Source organism: Streptomyces sp. NPDC046261 (genome assembly GCF_040646235.1).
Taxonomy (GTDB): domain Bacteria; phylum Actinomycetota; class Actinomycetes; order Streptomycetales; family Streptomycetaceae; genus Streptomyces.
On sequence record NZ_JBEYZU010000003.1, the window covers coordinates 175,472 to 192,593 of the forward strand.

14 protein-coding genes and 3 pseudogenes are annotated in these 17,122 nt (G+C 69.3%); 10 read left to right on the forward strand and 7 right to left on the reverse strand.

The genetic code is table 11. From position 1 onward, the window contains the following. The first annotated feature begins 240 nt into the window (after positions 1-240). The 3 genes and pseudogenes from ABZ956_RS07635 to ABZ956_RS07645 form a co-directional block, all read left to right on the forward strand. Complete coding sequence (locus ABZ956_RS07635) at positions 241-1,173, forward strand: SpaA isopeptide-forming pilin-related protein (RefSeq protein WP_361888433.1); 933 nt, start codon at positions 241-243, stop codon at positions 1,171-1,173. Further along, positions 1,106-1,288, forward strand: coding sequence for an LAETG motif-containing sortase-dependent surface protein (locus tag ABZ956_RS07640; RefSeq protein WP_361888435.1), 183 nt, complete (start codon positions 1,106-1,108; stop codon positions 1,286-1,288). Before ABZ956_RS07635 ends, ABZ956_RS07640 begins: the two co-directional genes overlap by 68 nt. A 77-nt stretch (positions 1,289-1,365) precedes the next feature. Then, positions 1,366-1,551: pseudogene (locus ABZ956_RS07645) on the forward strand (IS5/IS1182 family transposase); the annotation flags it as partial. Between the two features lie 24 nt (positions 1,552-1,575). Here the strand turns inward: ABZ956_RS07645 and ABZ956_RS07650 are convergent. Next, positions 1,576-2,055, reverse strand: a complete 480-nt coding sequence (locus ABZ956_RS07650; protein WP_361888438.1) for a DUF6623 family protein — start codon at positions 2,053-2,055, stop codon at positions 1,576-1,578. 362 nt (positions 2,056-2,417) lie between these two features. Here ABZ956_RS07650 and ABZ956_RS07655 point away from each other — a divergent pair, with 362 nt between their 5' ends. Beyond that, the gene (locus tag ABZ956_RS07655) at positions 2,418-2,741 is read left to right on the forward strand and encodes a DUF6191 domain-containing protein (protein ID WP_361888441.1); all 324 of its coding nucleotides are present in this window, start codon (positions 2,418-2,420) and stop codon (positions 2,739-2,741) included. Positions 2,742-2,750: 9 nt separating this feature from the next. Here ABZ956_RS07655 and ABZ956_RS07660 read toward each other — a convergent pair. From ABZ956_RS07660 to ABZ956_RS07670, 3 genes and pseudogenes are all read right to left on the reverse strand, one after another. After that, positions 2,751-2,899, reverse strand: a pseudogene (locus ABZ956_RS07660) (IS5/IS1182 family transposase); the annotation flags it as partial. A gap of 265 nt (positions 2,900-3,164) precedes the next feature. Next, positions 3,165-3,458: pseudogene (locus ABZ956_RS07665) on the reverse strand (adenosylcobinamide amidohydrolase); the annotation flags it as partial. A 270-nt stretch (positions 3,459-3,728) separates the two neighbouring features. After that, positions 3,729-4,700: an AraC family transcriptional regulator gene (locus tag ABZ956_RS07670; protein ID WP_361888444.1), complete on the reverse strand. Its 972-nt coding sequence runs from the start codon at positions 4,698-4,700 to the stop codon at positions 3,729-3,731. Between the two features lie 229 nt (positions 4,701-4,929). Here ABZ956_RS07670 and ABZ956_RS07675 point away from each other — a divergent pair, with 229 nt between their 5' ends. Next, positions 4,930-5,490 (forward strand): quercetin 2,3-dioxygenase, encoded by a 561-nt coding sequence (locus ABZ956_RS07675; protein WP_361888446.1) that lies wholly within the window; start codon positions 4,930-4,932, stop codon positions 5,488-5,490. A gap of 119 nt (positions 5,491-5,609) precedes the next feature. Here ABZ956_RS07675 and ABZ956_RS07680 read toward each other — a convergent pair whose 3' ends face one another. Together ABZ956_RS07680 and ABZ956_RS07685 are read right to left on the reverse strand one after the other, a co-directional pair. Continuing rightward, positions 5,610-6,983: a deoxyribodipyrimidine photo-lyase gene (locus ABZ956_RS07680; protein ID WP_361888449.1), complete on the reverse strand. Its 1,374-nt coding sequence runs from the start codon at positions 6,981-6,983 to the stop codon at positions 5,610-5,612. Between the two features lie 29 nt (positions 6,984-7,012). Then, on the reverse strand, positions 7,013-8,545 hold the full coding sequence (locus ABZ956_RS07685; RefSeq protein ID WP_361888452.1) for an SDR family oxidoreductase: 1,533 nt from the start codon (positions 8,543-8,545) through the stop codon (positions 7,013-7,015). A gap of 1,316 nt (positions 8,546-9,861) precedes the next feature. On the opposite strand from ABZ956_RS07685, the gene ABZ956_RS07690 reads away from it, so the two are divergent. The 5 genes from ABZ956_RS07690 to ABZ956_RS07710 all read left to right on the forward strand — a co-directional run bounded on the left by ABZ956_RS07690 (position 9,862) and on the right by ABZ956_RS07710 (position 14,445). Next, the gene (locus ABZ956_RS07690; protein ID WP_361888455.1) at positions 9,862-9,972 is read left to right on the forward strand and encodes a keywimysin-related RiPP; all 111 of its coding nucleotides are present in this window, start codon (positions 9,862-9,864) and stop codon (positions 9,970-9,972) included. A gap of 21 nt (positions 9,973-9,993) precedes the next feature. Continuing rightward, the gene (locus ABZ956_RS07695) at positions 9,994-11,823 is read left to right on the forward strand and encodes a lasso peptide isopeptide bond-forming cyclase (RefSeq protein WP_361888457.1); all 1,830 of its coding nucleotides are present in this window, start codon (positions 9,994-9,996) and stop codon (positions 11,821-11,823) included. Positions 11,824-11,839: 16 nt separating this feature from the next. Next, positions 11,840-12,094: a lasso peptide biosynthesis PqqD family chaperone gene (locus ABZ956_RS07700; protein WP_361888460.1), complete on the forward strand. Its 255-nt coding sequence runs from the start codon at positions 11,840-11,842 to the stop codon at positions 12,092-12,094. Beyond that, positions 12,094-12,528, forward strand: a complete 435-nt coding sequence (locus ABZ956_RS07705) for a lasso peptide biosynthesis B2 protein (RefSeq protein WP_361888463.1) — start codon at positions 12,094-12,096, stop codon at positions 12,526-12,528. Before ABZ956_RS07700 ends, ABZ956_RS07705 begins: the two co-directional genes overlap by 1 nt. Positions 12,529-12,609: 81 nt before the next feature. Continuing rightward, positions 12,610-14,445, forward strand: coding sequence for an ABC transporter ATP-binding protein (locus tag ABZ956_RS07710; RefSeq protein ID WP_361889396.1), 1,836 nt, complete (start codon positions 12,610-12,612; stop codon positions 14,443-14,445). A 74-nt stretch (positions 14,446-14,519) separates the two neighbouring features. Here the strand turns inward: ABZ956_RS07710 and ABZ956_RS07715 are convergent, their stop codons facing one another. Continuing rightward, positions 14,520-16,877 (reverse strand): collagenase, encoded by a 2,358-nt coding sequence (locus ABZ956_RS07715; RefSeq protein ID WP_361888465.1) that lies wholly within the window; start codon positions 16,875-16,877, stop codon positions 14,520-14,522. Positions 16,878-17,122: the final 245 nt, after the last annotated feature.

Consider the following 17,122-nt stretch of genomic DNA (forward strand, 5'->3'; position numbering starts at 1 on the left):
ACTCCGATCAAGGCGTCGTCGACACCGCGATCCTCACCTTCGCCGATTACGACACCTTCACCCGCCGGGACAACGCCCGCGAGATACCACCCGGCCGAGACGGCCACGCCCGCATCCGCGACTGGCACCGCGACGGCGTACCGCCGTGGAAGGGAGCCGACCTCACCGGACTACGCAACGCGATCAAGCCGTACGCCCAGGTCCGGTTCCCCGAAGCCAAGACCGTGCCCGATCTCCTTCTTGAAGCACACCCGCTCCGTCTGCCGCACCCCCGCTGCGGCCGTCGCTGTCGTCGCCGCCGTGACCGGCACCCTGGCCTGGGCACCGACCGCCTCCGCCCACGCCCCCGAACCGACGCCGTCCACCTCCACCGCACCCGCCTCGCGCAACACGCCGGAGACCGGCGGGGTCCACATCGTGAAGAAGGACCCGGGCGGAGCCCTCCTCGAAGGCGCGAAGTTCACCCTCCTTGACACCGTCAACGGCACCAAGGCCCTTCAGGGCAAGACCAACAGCGAAGGCGTCCTGCGCTTCGAGGGCGTCACCCCCGGCGTGTACCGGCTCAAGGAGACCTCCACCGGCAGCTCCATCCACGAGCTCGTTCCCGACCAGGACGTGATCGTCACCCCGGGCCAGGACTCACCACTGACGATCACCGACCCGTTCAAGCCCGCCGACCTGACCGTCAAGAAGACCGACAAGGCCAGCGGCAAGCCACTGGCCGGAGCCGTCATCAACATCGTCCCGACAGGTAAGGGAGACTCGGTCACCCTGACCACCACGGGCAAGGACGGCACTGCCTCGGTCAAGCTCCCCGTCACCTCCCGCAGCGGCACCGAGTACACAGCCACCGAGACCAAGGCCCCCGCCGGCTACCAGCTGGACGCCAAGCCGGCGAAGCTCACAGCCAAAGCCCGGCGCCCCGGTCACCGTCACGCTGACCAACACCAAGAAGGAGCAGCCGACCACGCCGCCCACCACACCGCCGACCTCGCCGGGCACGACCACCCCGGCCAAGCCGTCAGGCAAGCCGACACCGGAAACCCCCACCGACACCGCCACCGCTTCCCCGGCCCCGTCCGCATCCACCTCAGACACGCCGGTCGTGGAGGAGACCGAGTCGGGCACGACGACGCCCACGCCGGAAGGCTCGCTCGCCCACACCGGCGCTGACGCCACCCCATGGCTGCTCGGCGGCACTGGCCTGCTGCTCGCCGCCGGAGGCGGCGCCGTGATCGCTGCCCGCCGACGCAGCCGCGACGGCGACAACGAGCCCACCGAGGGCTGACACGCTCGATAACGCCTCACCTTGGCCCCAGGAACCGCTCAGGTTCCTGGGGCCTCTCGCGTTGCGTTGGCCACGGTCGGCGCGGCAGCCGAGGCGGTCGCCCCGCTGGGTTCGACCGGGCGCTCTACACCCGAAGGAACGAAATCGAGCGGACCATCAACGCGCTCAAGGCTTCCCGGGCCGTGGCGAACCGGTATGACAAGAGAGCGTTTGTCTTTCACGGCACGGTCACCGTCGCCGCGATCCGTCTGTGGAACCGATAGTGACCCGCCGGACAGTCCTTAGGGCTAGATGTCGTGGAAGAAATCGCCGCCGACACCGCTAAAGAATAGATCTGCATCATTGATAGTGCGGACCAGCATCGTGACGCCCACCCCGAATGAAAGCGCGTCCCGATTGACGTCGAAGATATTACTGGGGTCCAGCCCTCCGGAATGGTCGCCGGTGATGTGCAAGCCATCCCGCACCGAGATCAGACTTTGACCGTCATACACGTTCACCTGGTTGAGTTCGGCGCCTGGGGGGAACCTGAACAGGATCATCACCCTACTGATGCCTGCCCTCCTGCCCTCGACGAGGACCGGAGTCGGCAAGGGGCAGTGGAACCAGTTTTCGCTACCCGCTTGCAGCCGGAAGGTGACGCCGAATCCTTGCCGGAACCCGTTCACCTCGGCGAAGGGATGCCCGCCGGAGCCCAGTGGCGGAGTTCCCATACCCTCCGCCACAACGCTGTAGCCAGGCACCCAGGATGCAAATGTCTGAGCCATGACTCCCCCTTACGAACAACTGCTCCAGGATTTGAACGTACTTGAAATATGCCACCGCCATCATCGCTCGAATGGGTGAATTGCTGCCTGAGGGAGTCACAGGCGTCAGCCACTCCTCGCGACGCCTCAATGCGCACTTTGGCCACAAGTGTGCAGACACCGACTTTGACGCTCTCGTGAGCAGGTATACCTCGCCGAGCGAGCCCTTTCTCATGCGTTGCAGAACCGCCTCTAAAGCCAACGGCATTGTCCTTAAGAGGTAATCTCAAATGGCGCTCCTGGCCCAGCTTTTAGGTCGGGCACTTACGTGGGGGCGGTGTCGCTCATTGGAACCGTGTGCAAGGCCGGGACGTTGAAGCAGCATGATGATGATGTCGGGACTGCTGACGATGGCGGTGTTAGTGCTTGTCCCCTTCATGCTGGCGTCGGTCCGGCACGTACTGGTCCGAGTCGGGCGCCCCAAGTGGCTGTGCCGCCTCCTGCGGGCTCGGACGCCCAGCAGCGGGGTGGGTGTCGGCGCCACAGCCACCGATGAGCTGCATGCGTTCTTGAACGCCAACAAGCGTGTGCAGCTTGAGCGGCGCCAGGAGCAACTGGCACTGCGAGATGACACGCTCGACGGCGCTCCACCGCAGATGGGGATCGACCTGGACGCGGGGACAGCGGTTGTCCGTAAGCGCCATTGAAAAACTGGCTCACGGCGTGAGCCTGCGGTAGCAGATCAGGGTGGCCGCGATCCCAGCGAAGCCAGGAAATGTTCGGTCTTGCGCTCGTAGCGGCGGTGCAGGCGTCGACAGCCGGCCAGCCACGCCACCGTCCGCTCCACGGTCCAACGGTGGCGTCCAGGCTCGTCTTCCCCGTGGCGGGATCGAGAAGCAAGTCGCCCTGCCCAATCCCTTTCACCAGGGTCAGCCCAGGCCCCGGATTCGCGGTCAGACCCTCGCCGATGATTACCGACCGCTTCCACAACTGACGACCGTCCGACGCTGATCTGCCTACGAACTCGCCGTCGTCGCGTCTACCGACGGCCACCGTCTCCTCCAGATCGACTCGTGCGAAGTCTGGATCGGTCCACATGAGTTGACCGGTTAGCACATCGACCATGACGTGTCGGCGGCGTGGACGAAGCGGAGGACATCGGCAGCCGTCATCAAACCCACACCCTCGCCCTCGGCGCCGGCGGACCGAGCGACAGCGGCCAAGTGCTTGGCGGGGTCGGTACGCCGGTAACCGTGCGCCACCTGGGCATTCAAGACCCAGGACCGTTCGGTGATGCCGCCGCCCAGTACCGCACTGCTGGCCATCCGCCAGCCCGGCCCTGCACGCCACAGCAGCGCGTGCAACCGCAGGCCCTCCTCGACCCGCGTCAGCTGCTCCATGCGCAAGAGCGGCGCCTCATGCATGTCGGCCAAGGGCGGCGAGACGAGGGAGACCACGGGTACTGCTCCTTGATGCGAGGTGGCGAGGCGGCGAACAACCGAGCGATCGTAGCGCTGTGCATGTCGCTGTCCTGTCACCCAGCGCGTTTCACGTGCCCCGAAGGTTGGCGCGTGTGATTGAACCCTGGCGGATCCGAACCCTCCTGCGGACGGAGCAGAGTCGCCTCGCTCGCCGTGACATCGTGGCGCCATGACCATCGCTGCTGGCCGGGCATCCACGGGTCCTGATGCGGCTCAAACCGCGCAACCGGATGTGGTCCAGCTGTCCGTGGCGCCCTGGTTCCCGGGAGTCGGCGAGGCAGGTGCGCCGGCGGCCAGGGCGCGGAAGCCCGTGGGAGTGGTACCGGTGCGCTGGCGGAAATAGGCGCTGAAGGCTGTCGGGTGCGTGAAGCCGATGCGCTCCCCGATCGCGGCGGGGGTCAGGCTGGTGTGGACGAGGAGCCGTTTGGCTTCCAGTAGTACCCGGTCGTCGATGAAGCGTTTGGCCCCGCAGCCGGCGGCGGCGCGGGTGGCGCGCGTGAGGGTGCGCGTGCTGTAGCCGAGGCGGGCTGCGTAGTCCTCGACGCGGTGGGTGCGGGCGAAGTCCTGCTCGACGGCCTCGCGGAAGCGGCGGAACGGTTCGCCGGCCGCACGCTCCTGGAGTGCGGAATCGTCCAGGTGGGCGAGGCGGATCAGCAGGGCGGACAACAGGTGGCGCATCGTCTCGATGTGGGCCGTCAAGGGCAAGTCGGATAGGTGGGCGTATTCGTCTTCGAGTGCGCCGAGGATGCGGCCCAGTGACTCGGCGTGCCCGGCGGCAGGGGTCAGGCGCCGGGATCGGGCGTGTTCGGCGGCGCTCACGAGGGTGGCGGTGGTGCCGCTGACGAAGCCGGCCGGGAAGACGACCGCAGTTCCCTCGATGCTCTCCAGGGGGGCCAGGAACCGCAGGACCTGTCCGGGCCGCACCCACAGCCAGTCGCCGGGCTGGACCTCGTCGGTGCCGAAGTCGACCGAACAGCGCACGGTGCCGACCCGTACGTGGATGAGCATGTGGAAGACCGGGCGGCTGGGCCGGTAGGGGTCGACGCCGTGGCTGTGGGCGCGTTCGGCGAGACGGTCGAGCGGCACGACTTCGCTGCCCGGCGGGGTGCCCGGCGTCGGACGGTAGGGGACGGCCGCGATGTCCAGCGAAGGTGAGCCCGGCAGAGTCTGTCCGTTTTTCTTCATGGCGTGTCCCGAGTGTAGGCGGTACGGCCGACGCCCGGCCCTAGCGTGAAGGGGTTGGGGGGCGGCCGGGCTGCCCGAGAGGGGCAAAAGGCGTACCACATGCGGTGTCCGAAAACTCTCAGACCGAGCCGGCCTGGCCGCCCTCCCGCATCGGCCCCGCGGCGCATCCGCGCCCCCGCGACCTCGCCTGCGGGCGTCCACTGCTTCCACGACGATCGGGAGATCGCAGATGACCATCGAGTACGCCACCCGCTACCGCACCCGCTCGCACATCCCTGCCGAGCCGGGCACGCCCTACTTCATCGAAAAGGGACACGGCGACCGCGCTCACCTCTTCGGCGACCTGGTGACCGTCTACGCGGGCGGCGAGCAGACGGAGAACTCCTTCAACTTCTTCAGCGTCGAAGGCCCCAAGGGCAACATCATCCCGGCTCACTCCCACGCCGACACCCACGAGGTCTTCTACATCACCGACGGCGCTGTCCGCCTTTTCGTCGAAGACCTCGAGGGCAATCAGCACGAGAAGCTCCTCACCCCGGGTGACTTCGGCTTCGTGCCCAAGAACTGCCCGCACGCCTACCGCATGGAGCGCCACCACAGCCGCGTCGTCGGCGTCGCCGCCGGCCCCGGCGGCACCTTCGAGCGGTTCTTCGAGAACCTCGGCGCCCCCACCGACGCGCTCACCCTGCCCCGTGAACCCGTCGTCCCCGAACCCGGCAAGTTCCTCACCGTGCCCCAGCAGTACGACGTGACCTTCCTGCCCGACCACCAGTGGCGCCCCGGGAGCTGACCCCCGCCGACCGCACACCCACCGCCACACCGCTCGCCCCCTCGGAAGAAGAAACCGTCTTGGCTCCCGCTGGCACCGTCGGCCTCGTCGACGTCCACGCGGACAGCTCGCGATCCCCCTCAGCCTCGGCTCCGGGCGTGCTGGAAGCGCGCCAGGCCGTCCGCGAGGTCGATGACCGGCTCGGGGTAGTCGAGGCGGGCGCGTTCGGCCGTGGGCAGCCGCCAGGGTTCGTGGACCGCCTTGGCGTCCACGTCCCGCAGCTCGGGCACCCAGCGGCGTACGTACGTTCCCTGGGCGTCGTAGCGTTTGCCCTGGACGACCGGGTTGAGTACGCGGTTGGGGCGGGTGTCGGTGCCTGTTCCGGCGGCCCACTGCCAGTTGAGCTGGTTGTTGACGATGTCGCCGTCCACCAGCAGGTCCAGGAAGTGCCGGGCACCGATACGCCAGTCCACGTACAGCGTTTTGGTGAGGAAGCTGGCTGCCAGCAGGCGGGCCCGGTTGTGCATCCAGCCCTCGTGTCGCAGCTGGCGCATCGCCGCGTCGACGATCGGATAGCCCGTGCGGCCCTCCTTCCATGCGGTGATCTCGTCGGCCGCTTCGTCCTGCGTCCGCCAGCGGTCGTTGCGCGTGCGGTAGTCCCTCACGGACGCCCCGGGCCGGGCTGCCAGTACCTGGTGGTGGAAGTCGCGCCAGCACAGCTGGCGCACAAACGCGTCCGCCCCGGGGCCGCCGTACGCGCGGGCCCGCTGAACCAGCTCGACGGGCGAGAGGGCCCCGAAGTGGAGGTAGGGCGAGAGGCGGGAGGTCCCGTCGCCGGCCAGGTCGTCGTGCCGCTCCTCGTAGGCGGCCAGCCCTGACCTCGTCCAGTGCGCGAACCGTTGTCTGCCGGCGCGTTCCCCGCCGACGGGAAGGCCCGGCGAGGTTCCGGGCACCCGGTCGCGGGACGGCAGCGGCTCCCCGCGAACCCCGGCGGGTACCCGCACCGTGCGGGGCGCCGGGAGGGGATCTCTCAGCCGTTCGTCGGACCAGCGGCGGAAGTAGGGCGTGAAGACGGCGAAATGGTCCGAGCCGGCTGGTGTCACCGCACCGGGGGCCAGGGCGTTGATCACGGCATCGTGCACATGCAGGCCCACCCCGCGCTCCCGCAGCTCCTTGCGCACGAGCTCCTCCCGCCGGTGGGCGTACCGGGTGACACCGGCCGCCAGGTGCACGTCGCCGGCGCCGCATTCGGCGGCGATCCGGCCCACCTCACGCGGTACCGGGCCCGAGCGCAGCACGAGCCGGCCGCCGCGCCGGCGGAGCGCCGCGTCGAGGTCGGCCAGGCAGTCGGCGAGGAATGCCTGCCGGTTCGGTGGGTCGAACCCCACCGCACGGATGCCGGGGTCGAGGACGAAGAGCGGCACCACCTCGTCTGCCGCCCGCAGCGCGGCCCGCAGCGGGGGATGGTCGTGCAGACGCAGGTCGGCGGTGAACAGGACGACCGCGACGGTCATGACACCACTCCGATGGCGTGTCGGGGCTGCTAGGGGGCGGGCGCGGGCGTCTTCCGGGCACTCATGCCCTTCGCCGCGGCCTGGGCGATGTTGCGTGCCATCCCACCGAAGACGACGGCGTGGAACGGGGCGACACTCCACCAGTAGGCGTGCCCGGACAGTCCGCGGGGGTGGAACAGCGCACGCTGCCGGTAGCGGGTGCGGCCGTCGTCGTCGCTCTCCGCGTACATCTCCAGCCAGGCCAGACCCGGCAGCCGCATCTCGGCGCGCAGCCGCAGCAGACGGCCCGGCTCGATCTCCTCCACCCGCCAGAAGTCCAGCGAGTCGCCCACCCGCAGCCGCTCGGCGTCCCGGCGGCCACGCCGCAGCCCCACGCCGCCGACGAAACGGTCCAGCCACCCTCGCACCGCCCAGGCCAGCGGGAAGGAGTACCAGCCGTTGTCCCCGCCGATGCCTTCGATCACCCGCCACAAGGACTCGCGCGACGCGGCAACCGTCAGCCGGCGTTCGTCCTCGTACAGGCTGCCGCCGGCCCAGTCCGGATCGGTGGGCAGCGGGTCGCTCGGCGCGCCGGGCGTCGAGGCCGAGGACCAGCGGGTGGCGACCTGGGCCTCGCGCACCCGGCACAGTGCGAGCCTCAGCGCCTCCTCGTACGGCAGCGGCTGCGCCGGGCCGTCGGGGACATACCGGGCGATGTCGTGCTCGCGGCAGACGACCTCGTTGCGCAGCGACTCGGTGAGCGGGCGTGCGATGGACGCGGGCACCGGTGTCACCAGCCCGACCCAGTAGCTGGACAGCCTCGGGGTGAGCACCGGCACGGGCACGATCAGCCGATGGCGCAGGCCGGCGACGGCCGCGTAACGGCGCATCATGTCGAGATAGGTGAGGACATCCGGGCCACCGACGTCGAACGTGCGGTTGACATCATCCGGCATCCTCGCCGCACCGACCAGGTACCGCAGCACATCACGGACCGCGATGGGCTGAATGCGGGTACGCACCCAGCTCGGGGTGACCATGACCGGAAGACGCTCGGTCAGGTAGCGCAGCATCTCGAAGGACACCGAGCCCGACCCGATGATCACCGCGGCCTGCAGCACTGTCGCCGGCACCGGCCCGTCGAGAAGGATCCGCCCCACCTCAGCGCGTGAACGCAGATGCCGGGACAACTCCTGCTCCGGAACTCCCCCGGGCGTCAGACCGCCCAGGTAGACGATCCGCCGCACCCCCGCCGCGTGCGCCTGCTCGGCGAAGATCCGCGCGGCCCGCCGGTCCTTCTCCTCGAAGTCACGCCCGGCGCCCAGCGCATGCACCAGGTAATAGGCGACGTCGATGCCACGCATGGCCCCGGCGACCGACGCCGCGTCGGTGACGTCACCCTTGACCACCTCGGCGTCCTGCGCCCAAGCATGGTCCCGCAGCGCACGCGGGGTACGGGCCAGACAGCGCACCCGGTGGCCCGCCCGCAGCAACTCCGGCACCAGCCGCCCGCCGATATAGCCGGTGGCACCGGTCACCAGGCAGTGCAACCCGTTCGAACCCCCCTCCGCCTCTGCGTCCACGGCCCACTCCTTCGCCGCCCGTCCGTCTTTCCGTGCTCCTGTCCGATCATGGCCGCAGAAGGAACAACGCGCACGCCGTGATGATCTGGCCACCGATTGCTGACGCAGAGGCGGGTGCCTTGACCCCCGCTGCCGACGCCGGAGCCCGGGATGCGATCAGGGGATCCGGTCGCCCGCCCCGGCGTGCAGTGGGCCGTCCGTACCCAGGATCACACAACGGCGAAACCGCGCCGGTCCACGGGAGACCGCTTCGCCATCGCTGCCTCCAGGGCCGGCTCGTCCAGGCGCGAAAACTGCTCCACCTCGCCGGGTGTCGGCCGGCCCTCGAACTGGCCTCTCAGCCCAGGTAGAGATCAACCGGAATGATTCGGAAGGAAGGGCGTTAGACGGACGTGAATGGACCATACGGGTGCACGCAGTCATCCAGGTCGCGATGGGCTGGGGCGACGCCCACCCTCGCACAGGAGACCAGTGAACTCGCGACACGACTTTCAGGGTGTGCTGGGAGGTCAGTCACCCAACCCGCCAGGCCCGCCTGGCGCTCGCCATCTCCTGAACGGCCCCTGCACCTGCATCTGCTATTGAGGTCGGCGTTTTAGAAGGACTGCTATGACGAGCAGTTAATGCCGACGATGCCGGATACGACAGCGGTTCTGCCACAGATCGAGATCGGAACAGTGAGGAGTGCGACTATCTGAGCGGCCCCCAGGGACAGTCTGGTCTCAGCACTGGCTGATGGCGCCAGGATTCCGACGATCGCAGCGGCCGTGATGATGACACCGACAGCATGACGCATGATCACCCTCACGCCACACTGTGCCTGGCGGGGGCGGAGGGCGGCGAGGTCGAGTCTCGGCCCGTTTCTCGCTGAACTCGTGGGCCCGGCGGCCGTCGTGACTCACCCCCTCGCCCCGCCGCAGCAGGCTCCACGGGCCCGGGCCCTGTTTATCTGCCGGAAGGTTAAATTAAGGCCGGGTTGATGCCCGCCCCCGTCTCGCGACGCTATTCCGTCGAACCTCAATGCGCCTCTCGTAACCTTTTTCGGTTTCATGTGGACTCCTGTTTGGGTGAGGAATCCACTTGGGCTGCTTCAGTCCCTCGCGCATCATGCGCTCGCGCCAAGTGTGCGGTTTCTGTAAGTGGTACCGTCAATTCCTGACTGGGGTTGCGGGGCTCCCTGGAGGTGGCGTTAGTCTTTTAATACGTTCAACTCCCTGGGCGCATAAGGGTTTGCGCTGTATTCGCCGAGACAGGGGTCTGTGCATGTCGGCTCCGAATCGGTCAGGGAGTAGGCGCAACGAAACCGAGGAGATGTCATGAAGAAGGCTTACGAGGCCCCGACGCTCGCCCGGCTCGGCACGTTCCGCCAGAAGACCGGGCTCCTGCGGAGCAGCGGCAACGACCGTCTGGTCCTCAGCAAGAACTGAGGCGTCGGCTGATTCGTAGCCATGCTGCCGTCGCATGAGACGGAGGGAGTGGGCCCCGGTGACGCGCACTTCGTAGTCCTGCCGGACTGCGAGGGCGCGGCCACCGCGGCCCGCTTCTTCCTCCGCCCCGAGACCCGTGTCCTTACCCACTCTTCCGGACGGCCGTGGCTGATCGGCCGCTGGAGCGACCAGGAGATCGTCACCGCGCGCGCCGGCCGGACAGCCATCGCCCTGGTGGGCTGTTGTTCCGTCGAACAGGGCGAACTCCAACGTCACGTCGCCAGGTTGGATGACCTGACCGCGCTCGACAGGCTGGCCCGTTCCCTGCCGGGCAGCTTCCACCTGGTGGCTTCGCTCGACGGGCAGACGCGCGTGCAGGGCACCGCGTCCGGCCTGCGCCTGGTGTTCCACGCGCCCGTCGACGGCGTACACGTGGCTGCCACCAGCGCGGACGTGCTCGCCGCCGCGATCGGTACCGGACCGGACGAGGAACAACTCGCCGTCCGGCTGCTGTGGCCGGTGCCCTACCCGTTGTTCGAGAGGTCACTGTGGCGCGGCGTCACGGCAGTGGCTCCCGAGGAGGCGCTGATCGTCGCGTCCGACGGACGTACGGTCCGGCGTTCGCGGTGGTGGGCGCCGCCCGAGCCCACGCGCTCCCTCGCCGACGGCGCACCGCTGGTACGCCAGGCGCTGGCCGAGGCCGTCGGCGTCCGCACGCGGGAGGGCGGGGTGGTCAGTTGCGACCTGTCCGGTGGGCTCGACTCCACCTCGATCTGCTTCCTGGCCGCCACCTCGCCGGCACACGTCGTGGCCAGCACCTGGCCGGGGCGTGACCCCGCCGACAGCGACCTGTACTGGGCCGAGCAGGCAGCCGGCTTCCTCCCCGGCATCGAGCACGTGGTCTGGGACGCCGACGAATCCCCCCTGGTCTACACCGACCTGCTGACCATCGACGACCTCCTGGACGAACCGACCATCGGGGTCATGGACCGGGCGCGGGTCCTGCACCACCTGCCGGAGATGGCCCGGCGCGGCAGCCGCCTGCACCTCACCGGCATCGGCGGCGACCACGTCGCCTGGTGCTCCGAGGCGTACTACCACCGCATGGTGCGCACCCGCCCCCTGCTGGCCTTGCGACAGCTCCGGGGCTTCAAGACCTTGTTCCAATGGCCCCTGGGGGACACGGTGCGGGTGCTGGCGGACTCCCGGCCCTACGGCCAATGGCTCGCGTCCAGCGGGCGACAGTTGCGCGAGCCGATGTCCTCCACGGTCAGCGGCGCTCTCGGCTGGGGCACCCCGCCCCGCCTCTTCGACTGGGTCACACCTGACGCGGCGCACACCGTGGCGCGGCTCCTGCGCGAGGCGGCGGCACAGGCCGAGCCGTTGCATCCCGACCGGGGCATGCACGGAGACATGGAACAGATCCGGATCTGCACGCGCATCGTGCGGCAGTGGGATCGCATGGCCGCGCGGGCCGGTGTGCCGATGGCCTCACCGTTCTTCGACGACCGGGTGATCGAGGCATGCCTGGCCGTCAACCCGGCAGAGCGGGTCACGCCCTGGGCCTACAAGCCGCTGCTCGCGGCCGCGATGAGCGGCGTCGTACCCGACGTGTGCTTGCGGCGCAGCAACAAGGCCCACGCCTCGATGGACGCGTCCAACGGGCTGCGTGAGCACCGGGGCGACCTGATGAAACTGTGGGAGGACTCCCACCTGGCCCGGCTCGGCCTGGTCGACGGTGACGCCTTGCGGTCGCTGGCCCAACGGCCCTCCACACCGGGGCTGCAGGACGCGATCTTGTATTCCACGATCGCCTGCGAGGTATGGCTGCGCAACCTTCCCCGTACGTAGAGAGGGACTCACGCACATGGCACTGCGATTCGGCACCGATGTCTCCACGGCCCGGACCGACTACGGAACGGTCCTGCTCGACCGGCGCAGCGGTCAGTACTGGGAACTCAACCCCACCGGCACGCTCGTGGTCCGCACTCTGATGGAAGGCGGTGAGGAAGCGGACGCGGTCGACGCGGTCGTCGCGGAGTTCGCCGTCGACCACGCTCAGGCGGCTCAGGACGTCGCGGCTCTCATCGCGCAGTTGCGGGAAGCGGGGCTGGCTGCCTGATGAGCACTCCCAGCGCATTGCACCGGCCCACCGGCGTACCTCTCACGCGCAGGATGGCGGCGCGCTGCGTCCTGATCGCAGCCCTGGCCCTGTCCCTTCTGCCGCCAGGCAGGATTCAGGCGGTGCTGGAGGTGGTGCGACGCGGCGCCAGGCCGGCCTCCGCCGCACAGGCGAAGTCCGCCCGGGACGCCATATGCGCGGTCAGCCTCTTCTGCGCCGGCCCCCGCGGCTGTCTCCCGCGCTCCCTGGGCGCCGCCCTGTTGTGCCGGCTCCGGGGCACCTGGCCGACGTGGTGCACCGGGGTGCGCGTCGTGCCGCCGTTCACCGCGCACGCCTGGGTGGAGACCGACGGCCATCTCGTGGACGAGGGGGTACCGGACGACTACTTCGCCCGCCTGATGACCGTGGCCCCGACCGTGCGGGGGGATCGGTGAGGAGCGACGGGGGGAGTGGGGGAGGTGGGTAGGAAGCCCCAGGGCAAGGGGGGCGGCTCCGCGCGGGGCGCGGTCGTCGTCATGTTCCGGCTCACCAACGGACACCGGTCCTCGATGACCGTCGCCACCGTGCTCACTCTGGTGGGCTCCGTGCTGGGTCTGGCGCAGCCGCTCGTCGCCAAGTCGATCGTGGACGCGACCGCAAGCGGCCGCATCGGGTGGCCTCTGCTGTTCCTGGCGGCCCTCTTCGTCGCCGAGGCGGCGACGGGCGCGGTGGGCCGCTTCGTCCTGGAACGCATGGGAGAACGCATCGTGCGGGCGCTGCGCCACAGCCTGGTGGGCCACCTGCTGAGGCTGGAGATGAGGGAGTACGACCGGCACCGCACCGGCGACCTGATCTCCCGGGTCACCGCCGACACCACGCTGCTGCGCGAGGTCGCCTCCCAGGCACTGGTGGACCTGGTGACCGGCTCCCTCGTCGCCGTGGGCGCCGTGGCGCTGATGGTGTGGATCGATCCGCTCCTGCTGCTCCTGGTCACGGTGACCATCGCCGTCGCGGCCCTGGTCGTCACCTCACTGCTGGCAGGGATCCGGGCGGCCGCCGAGCGCATGCAAGGCGCCGTGGGGGCGATCGCCGCCGAGCTCGAACGGGCCCTGGGGGCGCTGCCCATGGTGCGCGTCCACCGGGCCGAGGCACGCGAAGCCGAACGCATCGGGGTGTCCGTCGACGCGGCATACGGTGCGGGAGTCCGCACGGCGCGGTTGGCGTCGGTGATGAGCCCGGCGGTCGAACTCGCCGTACAGGGGTCCTTCCTCCTCGTCCTGGTCATCGGCGGCCTGCGCGTGAACGGGCACGCCAACTCCCTGGGCGACCTGGTCGCCTTCCTGCTCTACGCCTCCTACCTGGTCGTCCCGCTGTCGTCGGTGTTCCGCGCGGTCGGCCTGATCCAGCGGGGCATGGGCGCCTACCAACGGATCGACGAAGCCCTCGCCCTCCAAGCGGAACCCGAACGACCTGTCACCGCGGGAACGAAGCCGGTCCCATTACCGGTATCGGAGAAGGCCGCTGAGACACCTGCGTCGCACAGGCAGGACCGGCCGTCTCAGGCGCCGCCCGCACTCCGTGAAACCGGCGGAGAAGGGACGGTGATCAAGGCGGGGGACAACGCCCTCGCGCTGGACGACGTCTGGTTCGGATACCGCCCCGACCGGCAGGTTCTGCGCGGCGTCTCCCTCTCTGTACCGCACCGGCAGCAGGTCGCCCTGGTCGGCAGGTCGGGCGCCGGGAAGAGCACGATCTTCGCTTTGGTCGCGAGGTTCTACGAGCCGGACTCCGGGACGCTGCTGTTCGACGGACGACCCGCGCCGGAACTCAGCCGCGCGGAATGCCGGGCGCGCATCGCCGTCGTCGACCAGAACACGCACGTCGTCCACGGCACGCTCCGGGACAACATCGCCTACGCCATGCCCACGGCGACTCCCCAAGAGGTGGAGAGGGTCATCGACCTGGCCAACCTCCACCACGTAGTCGAGCGTCTCCCCGGCGGACTGGACGGCATGCTCGGCGAACGGGGCAGCACCCTCTCGGCAGGGGAACGACAACGAGTCGCCCTGGCCCGCGCCCTGCTCACCCGCCCCACCCTCCTTCTGCTGGACGAACCCACCTCACACCTCGACGCCATCAACGAAGCCGCCCTGAGCCGGGTACTGAAGGACATCGCCCAGGAGTGCGCACTCCTCGTGATCGCGCACCGGCTCTCCACGGTGCAGCACGCCGACCGGATCTACGTACTCGGCACCGGCCGCACCCTCGCCGTCGGCCACCACGAGGAACTCCTCACCACCAGCGCCACCTACCGGGAACTGGCCGCCAGCCAGACACTGCGCACGGCCGATACGAGTCCGGACGGAGACTAGCCCGACCCGCCGCACAGCGGGGGCGATGAACGCCCCCCGAGGGCCGGGCCGGGGCCCGGCCCTCGGGGCCGCGCTCACTTCCGTAGCGGGCCCTCGCAGCTGAAGTCCGCCGAGCCCGCGCGGCGGTCGGACCACATGTCGACCTTGCCGAAGGAGCAGTTCATGTCGGCGAAGTTGTTGGCGCCCGTCTTGGCGCGGTCGAGGATGAAGTAGTCGACCGTCTCGGACATGTCCTTGAAGACCAGGTCCGCGTTGCCGGGGTTGCTGAGGTTCGCGGTGACGCGGCCGGTGCATACGAACCGGGGGCGGTCGGCGGAACCGGCCGTCTTGCAGTCGGGCGTCTGTCCCGTCGCGGCGGCGAAGGACGAGCGGACCGCGGCAGCCGAGGCGTCCCTCAGCCCGTTCACCGGGGTGAACGTGGTGGCCGGCACGAACAGGTCCTTGACCTTGCCGATCTGCTTGTCCAGGAACGCGTTGTAGTCGCGCTGCACATACCAGTCGCGGCCCATGCGGTTGCGCCAGGCGTCGAAGCCCGCCACGTCGTTCGCGCGCAGGTAGCCGTACATCTCGCGGAGCTGCGAGGGGCGTTCGGTCCACAGGAACTCGTAGAATGTGCCGGCGTAGTTGTAGAACCGGAAGCCGTCGCGCTCGTACTCGGCGTGCAGCAGCTGGTCGACGGTCATGCGTGGCTTGCCGCCCGCCGTGTCGTTGATGATGCCCTGCACCAGCGACTTGCGCACCTTGACGCCGTCGTCGCGCGAGGCGCCCGCGAAGAACTCCGCCGTGCCCTCGTCCATGGCCGTCGTGCGGTCGTTCTGGTACCAGGCGCCCTCGCCGAACGAGCCGGGCACCGCCCAGCGGCCGTTGAGGTAGTGGGTGTACTCGTGGCGGAAGAGCTCTTCCAGCGTGAGCGTGGAGTCCTGCGGCACACGGCGCTCGTACGTGTAGAAGGTGGCGCCGTTCTCGATGTAGATGCCGCCGTTCTTGGTGTCCATGCCCGTCAGCAGCGGGTGGTAGATCTCGTAGTCCGCGCGCGAGGCGTACAGCACGATGGTGAGTGCGGAGTTGGTGTCGCCCGCCAGCGGCTGCTCGGTGCCCAGGACGCGGTGGTACTGCGCCTTGACCTGCTTGCTCGCGTAGTACAGCCGGTCGACGGTCTCGCGGGGGAGCGCGGTGCGGACCTTGATGCCGCCGTTGTCGTAGGTGTACGTGTTCGGGAAGATGCGGCGGTCGATGTCCGCCTTGCACACCCCGTACTGCTTGCAGGCGCCGAACTCGTTGAGCCAGGTCACGACCTTGCCCCAGGGCTCGCTGCCCTGGCCGAAGTTGCGGACGACGGTGTCCAGCAGCCCGCCCAGCGAGGAGGTGACCTCGCCCTTGATCGCGTCGACCTGGCCGAGCCGGCCGTACTCGTTGACCGCGTCGCGGACCACCCAGGCGTTGTCCGTGCCCTTGAGGTGGGTGTAGCCGGCGAAGGCCTTGAGCGCGGCGCGGTAGGCGGGGTCGGCGGCCACGGCCGCGTGGAAGCCCGGGTCCCGGTTGTAGACGCCCAGGTAGCCCACGGACAGCGCGCCCCACGTGGCGGCGGCCCAGGATGTGCTCTTGGCGGTCTCGGGGTGGGAGGCGTCCATCATGGCCAGCGTCCGCTTCATCAGCGGGAGCTGGTGCTGCCGCAGCTCCGGGGTGCTGGCGGCGAAGAATGCCTCGCGGAGGGTCTCGCCGTTGGTGTCGGTGGCGTCGAAGGTGCGGGAGCCGATGCCGAAGTAGTGGACGGCGCGGCGTACGGCCTCGACGGTCTGCTGGTCGGTGAGGTCGATCTCGTCGCGCGAGAAGTCGTGGTAGGCCGCCGCGTGCAGGTAGGTGAACATCTCCAGCAGGTGGGAGGTGTTCTTCCCGTCGTGCCAGTAGCCGTACCGCTCGGCGCGCAGGGCCACGGCGCGGACGTTCTCCCTGGAGAAGACCCGGGTCATCCGCGTGTCCCACGTCCACAGGACGTCGCGCAGGCAGCCGTCGGCGGTGACGGCCGGGTCCATGAGGAAGTCGGCGAACTGCTCGGGGCTCAGCCTGGATATGCCGTCGACGGTGCAGGGCACGCCGGCGCCGGCGATGGTGACGCGCGGGGCGGGCTTCGCCAGGCCCTTGGCCTTGGCGTCCTTGGGCTTGGCCTTGCCGGGGCCCGGGACGCTGCCGCCCGAGAGGTCGCGCGGCGCGGTGGGCTTCGCCATGCCTGCCTGGGGGGCCTTGGCGAGGCGGGTGACCTCGTCGAAGGGGTTGGGCGTGGGGGTGTCGTGCCGTACGGCCGCGGTGGGGGCGGCGGAAGGCTTCGCGGGGGTGGGGGAGTCCGCGTGGCCGGTCTGGACGGCCGTGGCGCAGAGGGTCACCGCTATGGCGGTGGTGAGCAGGGATCTGCGCACGGTGGTGGAGTGGAACACCGATGAACTCCTGTGTGGGAGGTGGAGTGACGTGCTGTGTGGGAGGTGAGTGGCGTGCGCGCCGGAAGAGGGCGCGTACGCCGGAAGGCGCCGACGCACCGGACATCAACCGCCCTGTTACGGGTGGTATCTGAGGGGCCAGTGGGGCGGCATGTGATGCGTAACGTAGTAATGTGAAATGGCACTGACAACCCCTCAGAACCATCCGATTTCCGGAAGGCGTGAACGGAGGGATGGATTCCGGG

Excerpts from the sequence above, each read along its gene's own strand:
- ABZ956_RS07700 (WP_361888460.1), top strand. The coding sequence starts at position 11,840 with ATGGCACTGCGATTCGGCACCGATGTCTCCACGGCCCGGACCGACTAC.
- ABZ956_RS07650 (WP_361888438.1), bottom strand. The coding sequence starts at position 2,055 with ATGGCTCAGACATTTGCATCCTGGGTGCCTGGCTACAGCGTTGTGGCG.
- ABZ956_RS07675 (WP_361888446.1), top strand. The coding sequence starts at position 4,930 with ATGACCATCGAGTACGCCACCCGCTACCGCACCCGCTCGCACATCCCT.
- ABZ956_RS07655 (WP_361888441.1), top strand. The coding sequence starts at position 2,418 with ATGATGATGATGTCGGGACTGCTGACGATGGCGGTGTTAGTGCTTGTC.
- ABZ956_RS07670 (WP_361888444.1), bottom strand. The coding sequence starts at position 4,700 with ATGAAGAAAAACGGACAGACTCTGCCGGGCTCACCTTCGCTGGACATC.
- ABZ956_RS07705 (WP_361888463.1), top strand. The coding sequence starts at position 12,094 with ATGAGCACTCCCAGCGCATTGCACCGGCCCACCGGCGTACCTCTCACG.
- ABZ956_RS07710 (WP_361889396.1), top strand. The coding sequence starts at position 12,610 with ATGTTCCGGCTCACCAACGGACACCGGTCCTCGATGACCGTCGCCACC.
- ABZ956_RS07690 (WP_361888455.1), top strand. The coding sequence starts at position 9,862 with ATGAAGAAGGCTTACGAGGCCCCGACGCTCGCCCGGCTCGGCACGTTC.
- ABZ956_RS07680 (WP_361888449.1), bottom strand. The coding sequence starts at position 6,983 with ATGACCGTCGCGGTCGTCCTGTTCACCGCCGACCTGCGTCTGCACGAC.
- ABZ956_RS07695 (WP_361888457.1), top strand. The coding sequence starts at position 9,994 with ATGCTGCCGTCGCATGAGACGGAGGGAGTGGGCCCCGGTGACGCGCAC.